The sequence below is a fragment of the Corynebacterium aquilae DSM 44791 genome, from assembly GCF_001941445.1.
In the GTDB taxonomy this organism is placed as follows: domain Bacteria; phylum Actinomycetota; class Actinomycetes; order Mycobacteriales; family Mycobacteriaceae; genus Corynebacterium; species Corynebacterium aquilae.
Map to the genome: position 1 here is coordinate 1,005,388 of NZ_CP009245.1, position 20,965 is coordinate 1,026,352.

The following is a 20,965-nucleotide window of genomic DNA, read 5'->3' on the forward strand; positions in this document are numbered from 1 at the left end:
GCTCGGATCCAGATGGAGGCATAAGGAGCTTATGAAACGGCTTGCTCGCGCATGAAGTATCGGGAGTGAGATTGTTTCACGCTTTCTAGCGAGGCGCTGCTAACAGTCACGATTTCGGTATCGGTGTCTGTCGATTCCAGAGCTCGGTTTACTCGCTCGACCGCTGCTTCGATGGGATCGGCAAATTCACGAACGCTTACGACCCCACTCCTGCGGTTGTAGGTAATGAGAAAAGAAGGCATAGTAGGCGATTTCATTCCTAGGCGGCTTTTAGCGTTGTTAGCTACTTGGTTTCTAAAACTGTTAAAGGGATTGTGCCACGGGGCAACTATTGGGCGGGTTGCATCAGGTCTAGCTGAGCACTTCATCAAGATTCGAGCCAGCAGCCTGGCATTCACAGATTGAAGCTCATCTATCTCATCTAGTGCATTGTGAAACTTTTCCTCACAAGCCCGAAGAGTTGGTGGCGCTGCGGGAATGGGGCGGTAAATGAGACAACATTGCATGCCGTGTGCCAGCGTGCGCTTTGGGGACCTTGTGTTTTTGTCCGTAGACGAATCTCTGTTTCTCGTTAAGCAAGTACCTGGAAGAAACCTTTTAGTCTGCGCATGTGACGTTTGTGTGAAGAAAAGTGATCTGTGGAACTAATTTGGCGAGTTTCGCGTTGTACATACTGAAAAGCCGATACTCTAAGCGTCACGCACGGAAAAACCCCGGCGTGTGCTGAATTGGCACAGTCATTGACACGGTTTGCCCACCAGGGTGAAACCTCGCCCCACGAATGCGGCCCACAAGGGCCGCACACCAGGATTCACACCACGTGCGATGAATCGGTGGGGCAGCAGCTTGGGGTATCGAAAACAACTTTTTCTTCCTCTTACACAGTCGAAAGGAAACGCGCGACGTGCGCAGTTCAAATCCCGTCTTTAGCTCTTTGACCAAAAACTCTCGCGGTCAGGCGCAGGCGTACACCCAGGCTGGCTACGGCCAGGCTGAGTCCTTCAACCAGTACGGTGCAGTCCCCGGCCAGCCGCTGGCTCCCACCAGCCGCGCCATGACCCACGACGATGTGGTGACCAAGACTGGCATCACTCTTGGTGTCATCATCCTGGGTGCCATCGTCACTTTCTTCCTCGGCACTCAGAGCCCCGCTTTGGCCAACATCTTGATGTTCGTTGGCATGATCGGTGGCCTGATCACCGTGATGGTTGCCAGCTTCGGCCGTAAGTACGGTTCCGCCGCTGTCACCCTGATTTACGCTGCCTTCGAGGGCTTGTTCGTCGGTGGTATCTCCTTCTTCTTCAGCGGTCAGACCAGCGCCATCATTGGCCAGGCGATCCTGGGCACGCTCGGCGTGTTCCTGGGCATGCTGTTTGTCTACAAAAACGGCATCGTGAAGGTCACCCCGCGCCTGACCCGCATCATCTCCTCCATGATTATTGGTGTGGTGGTGCTGTCCCTGGGCAACCTGGTGCTGTTCATGTTCACCGGTAACAACCCCCTGACCAACGGTGGCCCGATCGCTATCCTGTTCTCGCTGGTCTGCATCGGTTTGGCAGCAATGTCCTTCCTGACCGACTTCGATCAGGCTGATGCGCTGGTGCGCGCCCAGGCTCCGGCCAACATGGCATGGGGCGTCGCCCTTGGCCTGGCTGTGACCCTGGTGTGGCTGTACACCGAGATCCTGCGCTTCTTGTCGTACTTCCAGAGCCGCTAAGCAGCTAGTAGCTCGCAGGAGTGCCCCGAGGTTTTATTCCTCGGGGCACTCCTTTTTGCATGCTTGGCTGCTAGCCACCCTGGCGCCATCTCAGGCCCTGTTGTACGGGCGGGTGTGGGTAAGTGATGCCCAGGGGTTCTTGATTCGTGGTAGGTGGTTTGCGGGGTTGGGGGCTGGTAGATGATGCGAAGACCGAAAAGCCGCCTGCCTCCACTGTGGGAGGCAGGCGGCTGTGGTTCTGGCTTTGTATCTCCTAGCGCGCGGTGTGTAGCGCGCTATGTGGAGGTTTGCAGCCTTCGAGCCTTGTGCGGGCTAGGGGAGAACGACGACGCCGTCGATGGCGACCTGGGTGAAGGATGCGCCGTTGACGGTTTCGAAGGGGTTGGACAGAACAACCTTCACGCCCGGCTTGTTGACGGTCTTGCCGTCAGCACAGTTCGGCAGGCAGTCGTTGGTGACGCGGGTGGCGGTACCAGCGGCCGAAGTTGCGGTCCAGTCGGTCCACTTGATGTCGCGCAGCACGTCGTTGTTGTCGCCGCAGGCCAGGGAGATTTCGTCGGGGCGCTGCTCGGGGGTGCCGACGCAGTTGATGTAGCCCGGCAGATCGCTGTCAGCTGCTGCGGTGGAGGTAGCAGCAGTGGAGGTGGTGGTCTCCTTGCTGTCGCTGGAGGCGGCAGCGGTGCTGGTCACGGTGGGCTTGGCGACGCCGGTTGCGGTGTCGACGAACTTGTCACTATCGACTTCCCCGGGAGGGGAGCAAGCTGCGATTGCGAGGGCGACAACGCCGATGCCGGCGGCAAGAACGCGATTTTTCATGAGGGTGAAACTCCGTGAAGGTGGGATGGGGCAGTGGAGTCGTGGCCGTGTTTGCTGCGGGATGTTCTCGGCGAGGGATGGTTGTCCCCGCCGCGATACCTTGGGCAAAACGACCCAACGTGAGTTCGTGCGCTGTGGGTGAGTGGGCGCAGGAAGCTGTGGGGTTTTAGTTGTTGTCGCGCAGCGCGGCGTACTTTTCGGAGTTGTACGGCTCTGCGGTGACGATGGTGACGGACAGCTGGCGGCCGTTGGGGGCGTAGTACTCGCGGGTTTCGCCTTCGCGGGCGCCGAGGACGGCCTGGCCAAGCGGGGACTGCTCGGAGTAGGTCTCCAGGTCCTTGTTGTCGGAGGCGGCGGCGCGGGTACCGATGAGGAAGGTCTCCTTCTGCTCCTTGTCGCCGTTGTAGTAGACGTGCACGACGGAGCCGACCACTGCGACGCCTTCTTCGATGCCGGAACGCTCGGTGGTGGAGTTGGCCAGAATCTCGGAGATCTGCTTAATGCGGGCCTCTTCCTGGTCCTGCATTTCGCGGGCTGCGTCGTAGCCGGCGTTCTCCTTGAGGTCGCCTTCCTCACGACGCTCGTTAATCTCGGCAGCAACAACCGGGCGGTGGGCGATCAGCTCGTTGAGCTCAGCCTCAAGCTTCTGCTTGGTTTCCGGGGTGATGTACTGCTTCTGGTTATCTGCCATGTTCGCTGTCCTTGAAAAGAAGGGGAAAAGTGAAAAAGTCCTTGCGCCGCGCCACTTCGGTCACCGGCTGGGGTGGCCTGGGGTAGTGGCGGGGTCAAAGGGGGAGTTGTCGTGGCCCGTGCGCACCGGGCTTTTTGTTGGGTGGCCTGGCGGGCTTGTCAACAAAAAGCCCCGACACTAGCTGGTGCGCACCCATGGCGCTTTGATCCGCGTCGCCGTTGGTGTGGGCGGGCGCGGTCGGCGTCGTGAATGCGCGCAGCCGGTGGGGCCACACGACACCGCACAAAAGTACGGCAAACTGGCCACATTCTAACACAGCCATCTACCCGTTTCGGCAGGCAAGGGGGAGGCATATGGGAAACCCCCGGACACTCGTTGGACGAGCAGCCGGGGGTGGGTTATCGGTGCGGAAAGGCTAGGGGCGGGCCAAGTCGGTGAGGTAGTGCGGCGGGTTTTCGCTGCACCCGTACACGCGACCCGCCACGGGCATTTCGCGGCTGGGGATTTCGACCTGGAAGCGCTGCACCTTGGGCCCGCCGGCGGGAATGATGAATTCGCGGCGGCCGACTTCTTCGACGTTGTAGTTTTGGGCGGTGACGATGCAGTAGGAGTCAACGTCGGTGTTTTTGCGGGTGACGTCCACGTTGAGCAGCAAGGTGGTGTCGTTGGTGCGCTCAAAGCCGCCGGGGGTGGCGGAAATGGTAATGGACTGGCGGGCTTGGAAGTACTGCCAGATCACCACCACGGCGATCACGGCGACGATGACGGCCAGAACGGCGACAATTTTGCCGGAGGCATTTCCGGACTCTTTGGCGGGGGAGTCGTAGCGGGCGGATCGGGTGCGAGCAGCCATGGTGGTGGCGGAGTCCTTTACACTTCAGCACTTCACAACAGGTGGCGGCCGGGTCATAGGCGGGCATGCACCGGGTGCGCGGTGTGGCCTGGTTTCCTATGTCGGCGACCGTTGGTGCTTTCTAGGGTATGTCACTAAACGGGCGCGGTGGGAATTGTGGGCAGTAGAGGAGGGGGTTGCCTGTGGGAGAAATTTGGCTTGAGGCCATGCAGGTGTCGCCCAACCCGAGTTTTTCCCGGGTCTTCGTGGGATGGCGGTGGTGTCTGTTCGTCGTTGGGTTTGGGGTGTTTGTCCTGCTTGTGGGGCTTTCTAGGTGCAGGGTAGAAAATAGACTACTCTGTCCATTGTTGAATGTTTTCCTCGCCCACACGCTGGGCGCGAACACCGTTTTGTGAAAGGCCGGTAACGACCATGTCGACGTCGAACCTGCGAATCATGGCAATCCACGCCCACCCGGATGATGAATCCTCCAAGGGCGCAGCAACGATGGCCCGCTACGTTGCTGAAGGTGCTGACGTGTTGGTCGTGACGTGCACCGGCGGTGAACGCGGCGATGTGCTCAATCCGGGGCTCAACGCCGAGGAAATCGACGATATCGCCGCTTTGCGCAAACAGGAGATGGCCAATGCAGCGCGGGCGCTGGGCATCAGCCACCGCTGGCTGGGATATGTCGATTCCGGTTTGCCGCAGGGCGATCCTTTGCCGCCGCTGCCCGAGGGCTGCTTTGCCTTGGCTGATTCCGATGAGGTCACCGAGAAGCTCGTGGGCATTATTCGCGAGTTCCGGCCGCAGGTGATCATCACCTACGACGAAAACGGTGGCTACCCGCACCCGGATCACCTGAAAGTGCACGAGGTGTCGATGCTGGCGTGGGAGCGCGCCGGCGATGCAGATTTCTACCCGGAGGCCGGCGAGCCTTTCAGCCCGCTCAAGCTGTACTACACCCACGGATTTATTCGGCAGCGGTTGGAGATCTTCCACGAGGAGTTCATCAAGCAGGGCTTGGAAAGCCCCTACGCGGAGTTTTTGCAGCGGTGGAAGACCAACCGTGCGGACATCATGGCGCGAGTGACCACCCAGATTGAATGCGCTGACTACTTCGAAGCCCGCGATGAGGCGTTGCGCGCCCACGCCACCCAGATCGATCCGGCCGGCACCTTCTTCGCCACCGACTTGGAGACTCAGCGCCGCCTGTGGCCGACCGAGGAATTCGAGTTGGCGCAGACCCGGGTGACGACCTCTATTCCGGAAGACGATCTTTTCGCCGGGATCGAGGCTTAACCCCAGCTGTCTCCCCCGCAGCGTATCTGGCCTTCGGTGCGGTGCGGTGCCAAAGATAGGCGAAGGGCGGGCGAGTGTGAGAACATGGGATACGCACCTCACCCATGGGTTGACGCACTGTAGCGATGCTTCCCTCGTAGCGAAAGATGTAGTCTTCTAAGCCATGACCTTTGAACTTCTGGCACAGGCCGAACGCGGCGCACAGATCGGCAGCGAATTCGGCAAGGCCTCGCCGGTGGGCCTGTTCATCATCGTGATCTTGCTGGCTGTTGTGCTTTACCTGTCGTGGTCTGTGTCCAAGCGCATTAAGGCCATGTCGCGCCGGCGTGCTTTCGCGGAGGCCGAGGGCCTGGATCCCTTCGATATTGAAGCCATCGATGCGGCGATGAAGGCCCAGGGCCTGGCGCCGACTGAGAAGCTGCGCTGGATTTAATTTCTTGCCTCTGTGATCCGCACCCGTTTTTCGGGTGCGGTTTTTGTTTATTTCCGCTGCCTGTGGTGGCGATTGTGGGTGGCTGGTAGTAAAAGGGGTCACCCTTGCGCCCGCCGGGGGTGCTTGCCGCTAGACTAAAAACCGTGAAGTTTTTGCCCAAGTTGCTCTACCCGGTCTACGAAGCCCGGCTGCGCCGTGAGATTTCCGGTCGCCCGCATCCAGACCACATCGCCATCATGTGCGATGGCAATCGACGCTGGGCACGTGAAGCTGGCTTCGCAGATGTCAGCCACGGGCATCGCGTCGGTGCCCGCAAGATTGGTGAGATGGTGCGGTGGTGTGCCGAAACCGACGTCAATCTCGTCACCGTCTACCTGCTGTCCACCGAAAACCTGCAGCGCACGAGCGATGAGCTGCAGTTGCTGTTCGACATTATTTGTGACGTGGTGGCCGAGCTGGCCGCCCCGGAGACTAATTGTCGGGTGCGGCTGGTTGGTCACCTGGATCTATTGCCTGACTATGTGCATCAGCGTTTGTTGGATGCGGTGCGCGACACCGACGCAAATACTGGTGTCGCGGTGAATGTGGCGGTGGGCTATGGCGGCCGTCAGGAAATCGTCGATGCGGTGCGCTCGTTGATTGAGGAATCCGCCGAGCAGGGCGATAGTGCCGAGGATGTGCGCGATAAGGTCAGCGTGGAGACGATCTCTAAGCACTTGTACACCTCCGGGCAGCCGGATCCGGATCTGGTGATTCGTACCTCTGGTGAGCAGCGTCTGTCGGGCTTTTTGTTGTGGCAGGCCGCGTATTCGGAAATCTGGTTCACCGACACCTATTGGCCGGCGTTTCGAAAGATCGATTTTTTGCGGGCGTTGCGCAGCTACGCCAACCGCACTCGCCGTTTCGGCAAGTAGCCTTAAAGCTTTCATCCCGGCACCTTCTTTTCCCTTTTTCGAAGGGGGCAAAAGTTCAGGTGCCGGGATTTTTTGTGCTCTGCTTTGGGGTCCTGTTTTTGGGGGCTGTGCTGGGTGGGGCTAGATTTTGCGCAGCCGTACCCGGTCGACTTGGTGGTTGGAGTCTTTGCGCATGATCAATGAGGCTCGTACGCGGGTGGGCAGGATGTTTTCGATCAGGTTGGGCAGGTTGACGGACTGCCAGATTTCGCGGGCCACTGCCCGCGCTTGCTGGTCGCTGAGGTCTTTGTAGTGGGAAAAGTGTGCCCCAGGTTTGGAAAAGGCGGTAGAACGCAGCTGCAGGAAGCGGTCGATGTACCACTGTTCGATGTCGGCGGTGCGGGCGTCGACGTAGACGGAGAAATCGAATAGGTCGCTCACCATCAGGGTGGGCCCGGTTTGGAGCACGTTGAGGCCCTCGAGGATGAGGATGTCGGGCCGGTCGACGTCGACGAATTCGTCCGGCACCCGGTCGTAGAGGGTGTGGGAGTACACCGGGGCGGTGCAGTGCGGGGTGCCGGCTTTGACGGAGGTGACGAAGCGGAGCAGGGCGCGCTGGTCGTAGGACTCGGGGAAGCCTTTGCGGTTGAGGATGCGGCGCTTTTCGAGTTCCTCGGTGGGGTAGAGGAAGCCGTCGGTGGTGACCAGGTCGACGCGGGGGTGGTTTTCCCACCGCTGGAGCAGAACTTGCAAAAGCCTGGCGGTGGTGGATTTGCCGACGGCGACGGAACCGCCGATGCCGATGATGAAGGGCACGTGTTCCACGTCGGAGCCGAGGAAGGTGGCGGTGGCGCGGAAGAGTTCTTGGCGGGCTTTGACCTGGAGGTGGATGAGACGAGACAGCGGAAGGTAGACCTCTTCGACTTCCTTCAGGTCGACGTTTTCGCCGATACCGCGCAGCGTGAGGACTTCTTCGTGGGTCAGCACCTGGGGCATGTTTTCGCGGAGGCGATGCCAGGATTCTCGATCGAAGTCGAGATATGGGCTGAACTCTTGCGGCCTAGACATAGGTTCTATTGTGGCACGGGGGTGCCCACATCACCCGCAATCATTGCCGTTTTTTCCCGTGGCGCGGTTATCATGCAGGGGCATTCTTTCATAGCCCGGTGTCGACGAGGTCTTGTTGACGCAGGGGCACGACCGAAAGGTTTAAAAAGGCCACCTCATGACCGATGCTCGCAGTGCGGATCTCCGCTATCAGCCCCTATCTCAGCTCGACCCGGAGGTGGCGGAAGCCATCGGCGGTGAGCTTGCCCGCCAGCGTGACACGCTGGAAATGATCGCTTCCGAGAACTTTGTGCCGCGCGCTGTGCTGCAGGCCCAGGGTTCGATCCTGACCAACAAGTACGCCGAGGGCTACCCGGGCCGCCGCTACTACGGCGGGTGCGAAAACGTCGACATCATCGAGGATCTCGCCAAGAAGCGTGCCTGCGAGCTGTTTGGTGCGGAGTTCGCTAACGTGCAGCCGCACGCCGGCGCCCAGGCTAATGCGGCTGTGCTGATGGCTTTGGCGGAGCCGGGGGAGAAGATCATGGGCCTGTCCTTGGCCCACGGTGGTCACCTCACCCACGGCATGAAGCTGAACTTCTCCGGCCGCCTGTATGAGGTCGCAGCCTACGGGGTGGATGAGAAGACCATGCGTTTGGACATGGACGCCATCCGGGAGCAGGCGCTCAAGGAAAAGCCGCAGGTGCTGATCGCTGGTTGGTCTGCATACCCGCGCCACCAGGACTTCGCTGCCTTCCGCGCTATCGCCGATGAGATTGGCGCGAAGCTGTGGGTGGATATGGCTCACTTCGCAGGCCTGGTCGCTGCCGGCCTGCACCCCTCCCCGGTGCCGCACGCCGATGTCGTGTCCACCACCGTGCACAAGACCCTGGGTGGTCCGCGTTCCGGCATGATCTTGGCTAAGCAGGAGTGGGCGAAGAAGCTCAACTCTGCCGTCTTCCCGGGCCAGCAGGGTGGCCCGCTGATGCACGCCATCGCTGGTAAGGCTGTGGCGATGAAGATCGCGGCATCTGAGGAGTTCAAGGAGCGCCAGGAGCGCACCCTCGAAGGCGCGCGCCTGCTGGCTGAGCGCCTGACCGCGAAGGACTGCACTGACGCTGGTGTGGACGTGCTCACCGGCGGCACCGACGTGCACCTGGTGCTGGCCGACCTGCGCAACAGTGAGATGAACGGCCAGGAGGCCGAGGATTTGCTGCACGCCGTGGGCATTACCGTCAACCGCAATGCCGTGCCTTTTGACCCGCGTCCGCCGATGGTGACCTCCGGTCTGCGCATCGGTACCCCGGCGCTGGCTACCCGTGGCTTCGACGCTGCTGGCTTTAGCGAGGTTGCCGACATCATCGGCACCGCACTGGCCGCCGGCAAGAACGCTGACGTTGATAGCTTGCGCGCACGCGTCACCAAGCTCGCTGCCGACTACCCGCTGTACGAGAACCTCGAGCAGTGGCGCATCGTCGAGTAATTCGACGTTGATCTGACGCAAAAGGTCGGCCCCAACATCAGGCGATGTTGGGGCCGACCTTTGTGCGGTGAAGCCGAACGGGTGCTCTTAGAGCCGCGCGTGCTCAGAGACGAAGCGCGAGACTGTTTCGTTGAACTCTTTGGCCTGCTCAATGTTGACCAGGTGGGCGGCGTTGTCGATGCTGACGAACTGGGCGTGTTCGATGGAGTCAGCCAAGTCCTGGCACACCTCCGGGGTGGTGGACTGGTCATCAGCCGCGCTGATCACCAGGACCGGAGTCTGCTTCACCGCGGCGAGTGCTTCGTGGGAATCGAAGTACTGCAGGGCAGAAGCCGAGCCGATGTAGCCCTCAGCAGCGGTCTGCGAAATCATCTCGGTGTAGCGCTCGTAGTAGCCCTGCTCGCCGAAAGGCGGGGTAAACCAGCGCTGTGCTACCCCGGCCGCCAGCGCGGACACGCCCTGCTCGCGGACAGTATCAATGCGTTCCTGCCACGTGTCAGGGGTGCCGAACTTCGCGGCGGTGCAGGCAAGAACGGCGCAGTCGACAGCGTGAGCGTGTCGGGTGAGCAGCGATTGCACGATTGCGCCGCCAATAGAAAGTCCGACGAAGCTGGCGTGGGTGATGTCGTATTTCTGCTTCAGGGTGGCCATCACATCGTCGGCCATCTGGTCGATGGTGTACGGCGCCGGGGGCACCGGGGAGGCGCCGTGGCCGGTCAGGTCGACCAACACGATGCGGAAACGGTCTTCCAGTTCGTGCTGTGGCTGCCACATCGAAATATTGGAGCCCAAGGAGCCGACAAAAACCAGGGTGGGTTTGGTGGCGTCGCCGAAAATCTCAGTGTGCAAAATGGTGGTGGGGGTGGACACATCGACCTCCTAGAAAATGATGAAAAAGCAGTCTTTAAGCCGGGGTGATAATGCGGGCTGTGCGGGGTTTTTAAGCTTGCGCGTCGTCGCGCTCGGCCTGGGCTTTTTCGGCGCTGGCCTGGCGTTGCGCAGCGGCGTCGCGTTCCTCCGCCAGTTGGGTGCGGGCTGCGCGAAGCCAGTCCGGCTGATCCTCCAGTAGCGCTTTGATCTCGGCGGTGGTCAGCGGCTTATCCATGTCGTTGCGCTTGAGGGCAGCGATGGTGATGCCCAGCTTTTGGGCCACCACGGGACGCGGGTGCGGGCCGGTGCGGCGCAGTTCAGACAGCCACTGCGGCGGGTCGGTTTGCAAGGCCACGAACTCCTCGTGGGAAAGCGCATTGTCCTGGAATTCCTGCGGGGTCGCCGGGAGGAAAAGCCCCAGCTTCTTCGCGGCCGTCGCAGGCTTCATGCGCTGAGAGGACGCGGGAGTCGCCAAGCTGTGGTCGGCGTCGTCGGATTGCTGGTTGGTCTCGGTGCTCGCAGATACGTCAGTCATAACCGAAACGGTAGCACCTTCCGGCCCCACCCCGGTGGTAGTGCCAAGAAGACCAGCTGTAGAAATGCGAAGAAAAACCAGTCGCCCACCCGCAGGTTGAACCCAAGCGAGCCGAGGGCAGCCACCACCCGCCCCTATACTTATAAGCCATGGAACGGCTGACACTGATCTTTGCCAAAGGCACCACTCCGTCGAAGTGGGTGAACCGCTTTGAAGACCGGGGGCTAGGGGCAATCACCCTGGTCGAACGCGATGATGCCTTCGCCGCACTCATGGCAGCCAGCGACCCAGACGCGCAGGCTGTGTGCGAGTCAACCCCACAAGGCGCGCAGCCCGCTGAAAACCCCGATTCCACCGGCGATGACCCCCACAAGGACCTGGGGGGTGCCGCGAAAGGGGAGCAGCCCGCAGCACCGCGGCCACCACAGCTGCCGATCGCCCTGGTGCGTCTGCCGGATCCCCGGATCAGCGCAGCACTCGAGGAACAACGCATCCACCTGGTGCGCCTCTACGAGGAACAGCCCGGGGTGCTGCTGCCCAAAGACAACGAGCTGACCCTCCTGGACACGCTGAGTCGGGCAGACATTGCCGATGAGACCATCATGTACGAGCCCACCGCCGACGGCCCCGTTGACGTGCGAGCCGTGCGGGAAGCCGTGCTCGTGGTCGCAGCCAATGTGGGCGTGGCCATCGGTCCCCGCCCGCTTTTTCGCAGCCTGAACAACAAAGACACCGAAGCGAGGGACTTTCACGGCGCAGCGCCGACCACCATCGCCCTGGCGTGGCTGCGCGACGACGACTGCGACAGCATCCAAGACTTCGTCGGAATTGCCCGCGGCCGCAAACAAAGTTCATCGCGCACCGCGCAGGCACCCGCTGCCACAGGGAAAAAGAAGCCGAACGCCAAAGCCACCAGCCGTGGCGGGAAAAAAGATCAGCAACGCGCATCGAGCTCACCACGATCCGGGGCGCGCCGGGCAGCTAAGAGAAATACTCGGGGCAGGCGACGCTAAGACCTCGATGCGCCTGCCGGGGCAGTGTGGGTCGCGCCACGGAAAGACTCACACAGTTTTCCTGGAGTAGACCCGGAGACATTTTCGGTGATGCTGAGGGCGGAAACAGCCGCCGGATTTTCAACAAGGATTGACGAATATGCATCCGAGGCCGGTGAGATATCCACCTCAGCGGGGGTGCTAAAAAGGGGTTAATTTTACCCCCGCCAAGGTGTGTGTTCGGCGGCGTTTTCCGGGGAGAAGCGTCGAAAAGATACCTTTTACAAGGTCTTTTATCCTTAAGTGAGACCTTAGTCGGGTAGATCATGTGATAACAGCGAACGCGAATATAAACCGTGCTATTAATCACAAAAACGCATAGTCCCTGGAGCTGTGGCATACTTATTCAGAGCACATTTTCAAAAACTGCTGACAACTTTTAAGGACTTTTCATGAAGAAGACTGCACTTCGCATCGCCGCCGCCACCACCGCCGTGGCTCTGTCCATGGGCATGGCTGCCTGCTCCACCGACGACGTCAAGGACGGCGCCGACAAGGTCGCCGCCGGCGCTTCCGATGCTGCCAAGAGCGGTGCCGACGCTGCTAAGGACGGCGCTGATAAGGCTGGCGAGGCTGCCAAGGATGGTGCCGACAAGGCCGGCGACGCCGCTAAGGACGCTGCCGACAAGGTCAAGGACGGCGCTGACAAGGCTGCCGACGCCGCTAAGGACGAGGCTGACAAGCTTTCCGCCAAGCTGACCAAGGTCACCGACGCCCAGGGCGCTGAGGTTGAAATCCCCGAGGCTGCCAAGAACGAGTGGGAGAAGTACGGTGCAGAGTCCGGCGAGCTGGGCGCTATCACTGAGGTCGTGGAGCGTAATGGAGAGGATTACGTCATCAACTTCAGCAGTGGCGACTCGATCATCTACGGCAAGGACACCGGCGCCGTGCTGCTCAAGGGCATGATTGCCGACACTTGGTTCAAGGACGGCGGCTTCGAAAACCCCATCGGCCTGCCGACCGCACCGGAGATGACCTCCACCGACGGTGAAGGCTGGACCCAGCAGTTCCAGAACGGCACCATCACCTGGACCAACGCCGAAACCGGCGAGTGGCACGCAGTCGTCGCCTAAGAACTCGACTGACTCTTCTTTAGGCGCAGCACACCTGCTGTGCGCTTGACCCCGGCTATGTGAGGGTGGGCCAAAAACCGCGCGTTTTTGCCCCCGCACAGCCGGGGTTTTCAGTCGTTTTACCCCAGCTAGAGCACGCTAAAGCGAAACTTATTGCAGCAATTGTCAAAACTCCGGGGTTGGTGTTGCACGGGGGCTTGCAACATTGGCACAATGGCGGGCATGTCAGACAAGCGGTTTATTATCCGTCCGCTCGAGCAGAGCGATTACGCGCAGGTGCAAGAGATCTACGAACACGGTCTCGACACCGGGCACGCCACCTTCGAGCGTCACGCGCCGACCTGGGAGCAATTCCAAAACAAAAAGATCATGGACACCGTCTTCGTCGCCGTCGAGGAAGAAGACAACACCACCGTGTTGGGTTGGGTGTCCGCCGCACCGGTCTCCCAGCGCGAGGTCTTCCACGGGGTGGTCGAAGACTCCATCTACATTCACCCCGGTGCTCGCGGGCGCGGTGTCGCCGGCGCGCTGCTGGATCGCCTCATCCAGGCCTGCGAAGAGTTGGGCAAGTGGGCTATTCACTCCTGGATCTTCCCCGAAAATGAAGGCTCGGCTGCGCTGCACTCCTCCCGCGGATTCGAAAAGGTCGGCACCTTTTCCCACATGGCGAAAATGCCCTACGGGGAGCTCGCCGGACAGTGGCGCGATACCGATGTGTGGGAAAAACTCTTGCCCAAACCCGACGGCAAGGCCGCACACGAGGCATAAAACCTCAAGGTTTTGAACAAAAAATGGGGGACTAGCCCCCTTCTGCGTGATCCCCGGACAGTCGCCTCGTGCGAGGCTTGCCCGGGGTTTTCTTGTATCCGTTTTTCAAACGTCAGGATTTTTCGTGTCACAGGTTTTTCGACGTCCCAGGTTATCTGCCGGGCTGCCGGTGATCCTGATGGCACTGGCGCTTTGTGGCTGTGCTGCATCGGGCCCACCTGATGGAGCTGACAGTGATGTGGGCGCCGGGGTGGCACAGGTTGTCCTAGATCAGCCCCAAGCCGTGCAATTAGGCCCGCTGAACTTCGAGCTACCGGCCGGTTTTACCCCCGCCCGTCAGCGCGAGGGGTGGGGGCCGTTTACCTCCACCTGGGAGCGCAGCGTGGATGGCGCCGTGGTGGAGCAAGTGCTGGCCGGCGAGTTGGGAACGGTGGAAAGCGCGGACAGCGTGCGGGTGATTGTGCATTCCGCGCTGGCGATGCTATTCGAGGGCTACCAGCCCGGGCAGCCGGCCCAGCGGGAGCTCGGCGAACACGCCACCGTTGAGGAAATGCAGTTCCACTTTGGCGAGGACGGACAAGATTCAGGCCTGCTGTGGCTGATCGCCGACGATCAGGCGCGGGTGGGCGTGGTGGTGGATGCACGCGCTGCCGGCCAGCCCCTGCAGGCCCAGCCGACAATTGCAGCGAGTCTTTTGCTGCACTAGGCGGCTGGCGGCGGTGCGTCGGGCGTGTAGTGCAATAGGTCTCCGGGGGTGCAGTCGAGGGCTGCACAGAGGGCTTGCAGGGTGCTAAAGCGGATGGCCTTGGCGCGGTTATTTTTCAGGATGGATAGGTTGGCGGGGGTAATGCCGATGGCGTCGGCGAGTTCGGCAACTCCGATGTTTTTCTCCGCCATCACCACGTTGAGACGAACCTCGATGGGCATGGTTTAGATCACGCCCGCAAGTTCGCGTTGGTTTTCGCTGGCCTGGACGAGCAGGTATTTCATGACTCGGATGGTTAGGCCGAGTGCTAGCAGTACGACCGCGAGCCCGGTGGTGTACCCGCCGAGAATCGAAGTGCCGGAGACGGTGAAGGTGGCGGTCAGGGAGAGTGCCGCGGCGATAAAGGCCGATGCTGCCAGGACGTTGACGATGCCAAAAGAGCGGGGGTCGAAGATACGGCTGCGCTGGACCCGGAGAACCAATAGCCAAAGGCTTAAGAGGAAGACTTCCCCGCAGACCACGATGAGTTCGCCGATGAGCAGGAGCGGCCAGTAGAGGTGGGCGGCTTCCGGCATGGTCGCGCGGGCGTCGTCGGCGGCGACGGTAAGTAAGATCCCGCAGATGATTCCGCCGGCCATGAGCAGCCCGAGCAGGATGTGCAGGGTGATGAAGGTGGCGGTGTGGGGCCGGGTGCGCGTTTGCGTGTGTGCTGTGGTTTGCATGGCCTATCCCTTGCGGAAGACGTATCGAAAAACAATGTAAGCATATCGTTTAACGATATGATGTGGCAAGGGTTTTCATAGTGTCAATCCCCACGGTATGCGGCGCGGTGGGATGTATAAGGGGAAAGCGAAAAAATGGCGCGCCCGCCGCGAGCACCGGTGGGGGTGCGGGCGGCGGGCGCGGAAGGCAACTGGGGGAGAAAACCTAGCTTTTACCTCTAGGCGGTTTCGGTGCTGGCCGGCTGCTTGTCGGGCGTGGCTGCGGGGCCGGCATCCATGGTGTGGGTGCGCAGCGGCTCGTGCTTGACCAACGCCAGCAGGATGAAGGCGATGACGACCATCGGCATGACGTAGAGGAACACCGGGGTCAGCGCGTCGTTGTAGGCACCAATGAAGGCGTCTTTGATGGGGCCAGGTAGGTGGGAGACGGCGGCCGGCGTGATCTGGTTCGGGTCGATGCCGTGGGCTTGGGCTTGCTGCTGTGCTGCCGGCGGCAGGGCGCGCATGGCCTCGGCGAGGCGATCGGGCAGTAGTCCGCGCAGGTTGCCGACGAACAGGCCACCGACCAGTGCGGAACCTAAAGAGGCGCCGATTTGGCGGAAGAAGTTGTTCACCGCGGTGGCGTTACCGACGACTTCCAGCGGCATGGTGTTTTGCACGATGAGGACCAGCACCTGCATGCACAGGCCCAGGCCCACGCCGAGAATAAACAGGTAGCCGCCGATAGCGACCAGGGAGGTCGCCGGGGTGAGGCGGTGGAACAGCACGAGCGCGATAAACACGACGACCATGCCGACCAGCGGGTAGGCGCGGTAGGTGCCGGTGGTGGTGATGCGCTTACCCGACCAGATGGAGGTGCCCATCATGCCGGCCATCATGGGGATCATCATGTAGCCGGCTTTGGTGGCGTCGAGTTCGTGCACCATTTGCAGGTAGGTGGGCAAATAGCCCAGCACGCCGAACATGGTGATACCGATGACCAGGCCGGCGGCGGTGGTCAGCAGGAAGTTGCGGTTGGCGAAGAAGCTCAGCGGGATCAGCGGGTCGGCCACGCGGGTTTCCACCACGGCGAGGATGATAGCGCTGACGATGAAGACGGCAACCAGGCCGAGGATCTGTGGGCTGGACCAGTCGTAGCGGTTGCCGCCCCAGGTGGTGAACAGGATCAGTGAGGAGGCGGAGATGATCATGAACAGGGTGCCGGCGTAGTCCCAGCGGAACTGGGACTTCTTAGGGGGGATGTCCAGTTTGATCAGGGCCACGGCGATGGCGATGGCGCCGATGGGCAGGTTCATCCAAAATGCCCAGCGCCAGCCGGGGCCTTCGGTGAACCAGCCGCCGAGCAGCGGGCCAAGCACTGCGGATAGACCGAATACGCCACCCATGACACCCATGTAGCGGCCGCGCTCACGGGCGGGTACCACGTCGGCGATGATGGCCTGGGACAGGATCATCAGGCCACCGGCGCCGATGCCTTGGACGGCGCGGCCAATGATGAGCAGCCCCATGGTGTGGGCGAAGCCGCCGATGACAGAGCCCAGCAGGAAGATGCTGAGCGCTGCGATGAACAGGCCCTTGCGGCCGATGAGGTCGCCGAGCTTGCCGTAGATGGGCAGCATGACGGTTTCTGCCAGCAGGTAGGCGGTGATGACCCACATCATGTGGTCGACGCCGCCAAGATCACCGACGATGGTGGGCAGGGCGGTCGCGAAGATCATTTGGTCGAGGCTGGCGAGCAGCATCGCGGTCATCAGTGCGGATAGGATCCACCAGATGCGGCGGTTTTCTTCCGGGGTGATGGTGGAGACATAGCCGTCGGTGGCGGCTTTGTTTTTCTTGGTCAGTGCCATGGTGCGGGGCTATAGCTTCCGTGCGTGGGGATAGGGATGCGGGGGTGATAGCTCGCGCTGCAGCACAGGCTGGTGTGCTGCAGCGCGGAAAGAGGGAAAAGGCCGTGGCAGCGTCGGTGGACGCCTATTCGACGGTGTCCTTGAGGGTGTCTTCGCGCACCTGGGTGAGGATGAGGGCGGCGATGACTGCCAGGGGTGCTAGCAGCAGGAACACCGGGGTCAGGGCGTCGTTGTAGGAAACGTCGATGGCGTGGCGGACGACCTCGGGGAGCTCGGCGACCAGGGAGGGGGTGAGGTGGCCGCTGCCGCCCTGTCCGAGCTGTTGGGCGATTGGCGCGCCGGCCGGACCCAGGCTGGCGATGGCGGCGGGGAGGTTGTTGGCCATTTCGGTGTGCAGATTGGAGACAAACAGTCCACCGACGAAGGCGGAGCCGATGGCGCCGCCGATTTGACGGAAGAAGTTGTTGGCGGCGGTCGCGGTACCCACCATGGTGATGGGGAAGGAGTTTTGGACGATGAGCACCAGGATCTGCATGGCGCAGCCCAAACCGAAGCCGAGGACGAACAGGCACACGCCGACGTGGAACAGGCTGCTGGTGGCCTCCAGGCGGCTGAGCAGCACCAGGGCGACGGCGACGACGAGCAGACCCACGACCGGGTACCACTTGTAGCTGCCGGTGCGGGTGACCAGGTTACCGACCACGATGGAGGTGCCCATCATGCCGGCCATCATCGGGATCATCATCAGTCCGGCGGTGGTGGGGGTCATGGAGTGCACCATCTGCAGGTAGGTGGGCACATACGCCAGGGAGCCGAACATGAACACGCCCACAGCAAGCCCGGCGATGGTGGTCAGGGTGAAGTTGCGGGTGCTAAACAGCTGCATGGGGATCAGCGGGTTGGTGGCTTTGAGTTCCACGGCCACGAAGATCGCGGCGAAAACCACGGCCACGATTGCCAGCCCGATGATGGTGCCGGAGGTCCAGTCGTAGTCGTTTCCACCCCAGGTGATGACCAGGATCAGGGCGGTGGTGGCGATGGCCATGGTGACCATGCCCAGCCAGTCGGTTTTGCCGGGGCTTTGGCGGCGCGGCAGGTGCAGGAAGCTGAAGATGCCGATTAAGGCAATAATGCCCAGGGGCACGTTCAGCCACAGTCCCCAGCGCCAGCCGGGGCCGTCGGTGAACCAGCCGCCCAACACCGGGCCGAGCACGCTGGACACGCCGAACACGCTGCCCATCACTCCCATGTATTTGCCGCGCTGGCGGGCGGGAACCACATCGGCGATGATGGCCTGGGAAAGGATCATCATGCCGCCGCCGGCGACACCTTGGACGGCGCGGGCGGCAATCAGCAGGCTCATGCTGGTGGCTAGGCCACCCAAAATGGAGCCGACAATAAAGAGGCTGACGGCAAACATGAACAGCCATTTGCGGCCCAGCATGTCGCCGAGCTTGCCGAAGATCGGCAAGGAGATCGTCTGGCCCAGCAGGAAGGCGGTGATCACCCACGTCATGTGGTCCACCCCGCCGAGCTCACCGACGATTGTGGGCAGCGCGGTGGAGAAGATCATCTGGCCCAGGCTGCTCATCAGCATGGTCAGCATCAGGGCGATAAAGATTAGGGACACGCGTCCCTGTTTTTCATCCCGCTGTGGGGCATAGGGGGGCGTGCCGGGGGCTGCGGTGGTGTTGTGTGTCGTCTTCGTGGTCATATCGGGTGCCTAGAGATCCTTTTTTTTAAAAGAAAGTCGGTGGGAAAAAGAAAAATGACAATGCGGCTGCTGTTTTCGCCGGCGCCCCGTGGGGGCACTTTGTGGGTGGCAGTAGTAGTGCTTTAAGGCTCCGCCTGGGGTTTGTGGTGCGCGGAGGTAATGGCCTCTAAGTGGGTGTGTGCCCGGTGGCAGTAATCGGTGAGCGCCTCGAAGGACTCGTTGTCGCTGGCAAGCCAGTGATGCATGCCCAATTGCAAACAGCTGGTGGTGGCCATCAGCCAACTGCGGGCTTCAGCAAAGACGTCCTCATCGGGCATCTGGCGCTGGTGGGGATGACTGTTCAAATAGGAGGCAATCGCTTGTGCGTAGGAATCGTGGGCCTCGTTAAACGACGCCATGCGGTCAAAGACCAGGCGGGGATGGTTTTGGCGAATCGCCTTCCGGCGGCGCAGGATCTTGCCGTCGGTGCCCGAGTTATTGCTGATATTTTTTAGCGCCATATCGATCAGCGCGGGAAGCAGGGGCACGTGTTCGTCGGCGGCGAAGCGCTCCATTTCCTCCTGGGTTAGGGGAGTGGGTGCCGGGCCGATCACGGCGGTGTCCTTGGATTCCATGTAGTTAAAAAACGTGCGCTTGGAAACCCCGGCCGCCTGGCAGATGTCGTCCACGGTGACCGCATCGAAGCCGCGTTCCAGCACCAGGCGGGTGGCGTGGTCTTCGATGGCCGCCCGGGTGGCGCGGCGTTTGGTTTCCCTCAAGCTGACGTTTTCTTCCTTCACGAAGGGTAAACCTAGTGCAAACTTGCACCCGGTGCAAAAATTTACCCGGTGCATAAAGTGTGAATTTTCCAACCCTTCATCCGCCATGTAAGACAGGCCACAAATAGCTATTGTGCTGCGCATATACGTCACCACCCCCACGCGTGAACCTCACATCATCGCCCGCGCGCGAGGCGGGTCACTGTCTGCGATAGAAAAATTTGCCCACGGCGACGCCGTACCCATCGACAATGGGCAACGCACCTGCCCGCACTACCCCCGGGGTTAGGAAAATCTAAAACCAGGTTCAACCCGCCCATTAGTCTTATACGCAGCACGAATAGCAGTAAATAGCGACCAGGCAACCCCGCCAGCTTTAAGGCCAACGGGTCAAACACGCCGCCAGTGCTCCACGTGCACCACAACTACACACAAACCCACACAACCCCACACAATCCCCACATAATCCGGGCAAAAACACCCGCCAAAACCAACACGCCACCACCCCCGCGCACCGATAGCCACCCACCACACTTTCGGGAAGGACGACCATGACCCCGCACCGCCACCGGCACCCACACCCCCACACCTTCAGGCGCATCCTTCCCACCCTTGTACTCACCACCATCGCTGCGCTATCTCTCAGCTCCTGCGGGCACTTAAGTGTCAACACACCGCAAAAATCCACCGCAGTCGTCACCGTCACCCGCGGTGCACAACCCGCACAGCCCGCAGCCCCCGGACAATCAGAGCCCGGCGCACCCCAGGCAAAAATCACCGACAACGCCGACAATTGCGGAATCAACCCCACCGCACCCGAAATCCTAGAGCTTGCCAACATCGACCCCAGCAACACGATGCTGCCCTGGGAACTGGTCACCACCGACTTCGACGCGTGCGCCGACTACTCCTTCGCACTCATCGTCCGCGGCCCCGTCGATAACCCCGGCTCCAGCTCCGCGAACTGGCTCGAACCCCGCGCCGTGTTCTTCCAGGGCAACAAACGCATCGCCGAACACGCCTTCCCCTCCGGGCGGGCCCGCGTCGATCACGTCGGTGGCCCCCGCTTCGACGTCTACGAACAACGCGACTGCTCAAACGCCACCGGTGCGGTCGATACCATCAAACACATCGACGTGGCAAGCGGCACCGCGCAAGAAGTCGGCGAAACCAAACAGCCCGGCTGTACCACCATGTCCGTGCTGGGCAAAGCTGTCCCGCTCGGACAGATCCCCGAAGGCCTAAGCGCCCACGGCGGCCAACAAGCCGCGGGCACCAACCCCCAAAACACCGCCATCACCACCGCCAACGGCAACATTCTCTTTACCGACCCCACCCACTTTTTCACCTGCGGCGGCACCGCGCCCGGTGTAACCCCGGGCAGCTTCGAATGCTCCCGCACCGACGGCGGCTTTTGGGACAACGCCCCCAACCAGTGCGGCATCTTTGCCGGGCGCGACGAAAGCAAAACCAACACCGTCATCATCAACGGCGAAAACAACCAAGCCTGCCTGACTGTCACCGACTCCTTCGTCTGGAACAACAGCGACATCAACCCCGACAAAAAACCCGCAACACCACCCACCGGCCAAGCCCAACTCGGCAACCCCACCGCCACCTGCACTACGGGCAACGCCGTCGTTGACTGCACTTGGCCCGGCGGGCACTTCACCTTGACCCCACAAGGCTTAAAGCCCTAACCC

General features: G+C 61.3%; 22 protein-coding genes. 10 read left to right on the plus strand and 12 right to left on the minus strand.

Annotation, left to right across the window (positions count from 1 at the left end):
- Positions 1-29: 29 nt before the first annotated feature.
- The gene (locus CAQU_RS12585; RefSeq protein WP_075725520.1) at positions 30-242 is read right to left on the minus strand and encodes a hypothetical protein; all 213 of its coding nucleotides are present in this window, start codon (positions 240-242) and stop codon (positions 30-32) included.
- 662 nt (positions 243-904) lie between these two features.
- Between CAQU_RS12585 and CAQU_RS04255 the strand changes: the two genes are divergently transcribed.
- Positions 905-1,717: a Bax inhibitor-1/YccA family protein gene (locus CAQU_RS04255; protein WP_075725522.1), complete on the plus strand. Its 813-nt coding sequence runs from the start codon at positions 905-907 to the stop codon at positions 1,715-1,717.
- A 312-nt stretch (positions 1,718-2,029) separates the two neighbouring features.
- Here CAQU_RS04255 and CAQU_RS04260 read toward each other — a convergent pair whose 3' ends face one another.
- The 3 genes from CAQU_RS04260 to CAQU_RS04270 all read right to left on the minus strand — a co-directional run bounded on the left by CAQU_RS04260 (position 2,030) and on the right by CAQU_RS04270 (position 4,077).
- Positions 2,030-2,533, minus strand: coding sequence for a hypothetical protein (locus CAQU_RS04260; RefSeq protein WP_075725524.1), 504 nt, complete (start codon positions 2,531-2,533; stop codon positions 2,030-2,032).
- A 166-nt stretch (positions 2,534-2,699) separates the two neighbouring features.
- Positions 2,700-3,224 carry a transcription elongation factor GreA gene (gene greA, locus CAQU_RS04265; RefSeq protein ID WP_075725526.1) on the minus strand — a complete coding sequence of 175 codons (525 nt, stop codon included), beginning with the start codon at positions 3,222-3,224 and terminating at the stop codon, positions 2,700-2,702.
- Between the two features lie 415 nt (positions 3,225-3,639).
- A complete protein-coding gene (locus CAQU_RS04270) occupies positions 3,640-4,077 on the minus strand; it encodes a DUF4307 domain-containing protein (RefSeq protein ID WP_075725529.1) in 438 nt (145 codons plus the stop codon).
- A gap of 411 nt (positions 4,078-4,488) precedes the next feature.
- On the opposite strand from CAQU_RS04270, the gene mca reads away from it, so the two are divergent.
- The 3 genes from mca (at position 4,489) to CAQU_RS04285 (ending at position 6,705) form a co-directional block, all read left to right on the plus strand.
- A complete protein-coding gene (mca, locus tag CAQU_RS04275) occupies positions 4,489-5,358 on the plus strand; it encodes a mycothiol conjugate amidase Mca (protein ID WP_075725531.1) in 870 nt (289 codons plus the stop codon).
- Between the two features lie 163 nt (positions 5,359-5,521).
- Positions 5,522-5,791 (plus strand): hypothetical protein, encoded by a 270-nt coding sequence (locus CAQU_RS04280; protein ID WP_075725533.1) that lies wholly within the window; start codon positions 5,522-5,524, stop codon positions 5,789-5,791.
- A gap of 143 nt (positions 5,792-5,934) precedes the next feature.
- A complete protein-coding gene (locus CAQU_RS04285; protein WP_157108896.1) occupies positions 5,935-6,705 on the plus strand; it encodes an isoprenyl transferase in 771 nt (256 codons plus the stop codon).
- A 120-nt stretch (positions 6,706-6,825) separates the two neighbouring features.
- On the opposite strand, the gene coaA is transcribed toward CAQU_RS04285, so the two are convergent.
- Complete coding sequence (gene coaA / locus CAQU_RS04290) at positions 6,826-7,752, minus strand: type I pantothenate kinase (protein WP_075725537.1); 927 nt, start codon at positions 7,750-7,752, stop codon at positions 6,826-6,828.
- A gap of 157 nt (positions 7,753-7,909) precedes the next feature.
- Here coaA and glyA point away from each other — a divergent pair, with 157 nt between their 5' ends.
- Positions 7,910-9,214 (plus strand): serine hydroxymethyltransferase, encoded by a 1,305-nt coding sequence (gene glyA / locus CAQU_RS04295; RefSeq protein ID WP_075725539.1) that lies wholly within the window; start codon positions 7,910-7,912, stop codon positions 9,212-9,214.
- 87 nt (positions 9,215-9,301) lie between these two features.
- Here the strand turns inward: glyA and CAQU_RS04300 are convergent, their stop codons facing one another.
- Together CAQU_RS04300 and CAQU_RS04305 are read right to left on the minus strand one after the other, a co-directional pair.
- Complete coding sequence (locus CAQU_RS04300) at positions 9,302-10,084, minus strand: alpha/beta fold hydrolase (protein WP_075725541.1); 783 nt, start codon at positions 10,082-10,084, stop codon at positions 9,302-9,304.
- Between the two features lie 70 nt (positions 10,085-10,154).
- Positions 10,155-10,532 carry a DUF5997 family protein gene (locus CAQU_RS04305; RefSeq protein WP_075728376.1) on the minus strand — a complete coding sequence of 126 codons (378 nt, stop codon included), beginning with the start codon at positions 10,530-10,532 and terminating at the stop codon, positions 10,155-10,157.
- A gap of 236 nt (positions 10,533-10,768) precedes the next feature.
- Between CAQU_RS04305 and CAQU_RS04310 the strand changes: the two genes are divergently transcribed.
- The 4 genes from CAQU_RS04310 to CAQU_RS04325 all read left to right on the plus strand — a co-directional run bounded on the left by CAQU_RS04310 (position 10,769) and on the right by CAQU_RS04325 (position 14,218).
- Positions 10,769-11,632 (plus strand): type 2 periplasmic-binding domain-containing protein, encoded by an 864-nt coding sequence (locus CAQU_RS04310; protein ID WP_075725543.1) that lies wholly within the window; start codon positions 10,769-10,771, stop codon positions 11,630-11,632.
- 431 nt (positions 11,633-12,063) lie between these two features.
- On the plus strand, positions 12,064-12,744 hold the full coding sequence (locus tag CAQU_RS04315; RefSeq protein WP_075725545.1) for an LGFP repeat-containing protein: 681 nt from the start codon (positions 12,064-12,066) through the stop codon (positions 12,742-12,744).
- A gap of 222 nt (positions 12,745-12,966) precedes the next feature.
- Positions 12,967-13,512, plus strand: coding sequence for a GNAT family N-acetyltransferase (locus CAQU_RS04320; RefSeq protein WP_075725547.1), 546 nt, complete (start codon positions 12,967-12,969; stop codon positions 13,510-13,512).
- A gap of 250 nt (positions 13,513-13,762) precedes the next feature.
- Positions 13,763-14,218 (plus strand): hypothetical protein, encoded by a 456-nt coding sequence (locus CAQU_RS04325; protein ID WP_157108897.1) that lies wholly within the window; start codon positions 13,763-13,765, stop codon positions 14,216-14,218.
- Here CAQU_RS04325 and CAQU_RS04330 read toward each other — a convergent pair.
- The 5 genes from CAQU_RS04330 to CAQU_RS04350 all read right to left on the minus strand — a co-directional run bounded on the left by CAQU_RS04330 (position 14,215) and on the right by CAQU_RS04350 (position 19,283).
- Positions 14,215-14,439, minus strand: a complete 225-nt coding sequence (locus CAQU_RS04330) for a helix-turn-helix domain-containing protein (RefSeq protein ID WP_075725549.1) — start codon at positions 14,437-14,439, stop codon at positions 14,215-14,217. The two genes, CAQU_RS04325 and CAQU_RS04330, sit on opposite strands and share 4 nt — an antisense overlap.
- A gap of 3 nt (positions 14,440-14,442) precedes the next feature.
- Positions 14,443-14,940 carry a DUF2975 domain-containing protein gene (locus tag CAQU_RS04335; RefSeq protein WP_075725550.1) on the minus strand — a complete coding sequence of 166 codons (498 nt, stop codon included), beginning with the start codon at positions 14,938-14,940 and terminating at the stop codon, positions 14,443-14,445.
- 218 nt (positions 14,941-15,158) lie between these two features.
- Positions 15,159-16,790, minus strand: a complete 1,632-nt coding sequence (locus CAQU_RS04340; RefSeq protein ID WP_075725551.1) for an MDR family MFS transporter — start codon at positions 16,788-16,790, stop codon at positions 15,159-15,161.
- A gap of 124 nt (positions 16,791-16,914) precedes the next feature.
- Positions 16,915-18,504 (minus strand): MDR family MFS transporter, encoded by a 1,590-nt coding sequence (locus tag CAQU_RS04345; protein WP_075725552.1) that lies wholly within the window; start codon positions 18,502-18,504, stop codon positions 16,915-16,917.
- 122 nt (positions 18,505-18,626) lie between these two features.
- Complete coding sequence (locus CAQU_RS04350) at positions 18,627-19,283, minus strand: TetR family transcriptional regulator (RefSeq protein ID WP_075725553.1); 657 nt, start codon at positions 19,281-19,283, stop codon at positions 18,627-18,629.
- Positions 19,284-19,813: 530 nt separating this feature from the next.
- Between CAQU_RS04350 and CAQU_RS04355 the strand changes: the two genes are divergently transcribed.
- Positions 19,814-20,962 (plus strand): hypothetical protein, encoded by a 1,149-nt coding sequence (locus CAQU_RS04355; protein WP_075725555.1) that lies wholly within the window; start codon positions 19,814-19,816, stop codon positions 20,960-20,962.
- The last annotated feature ends 3 nt before the right edge of the window (positions 20,963-20,965 follow it).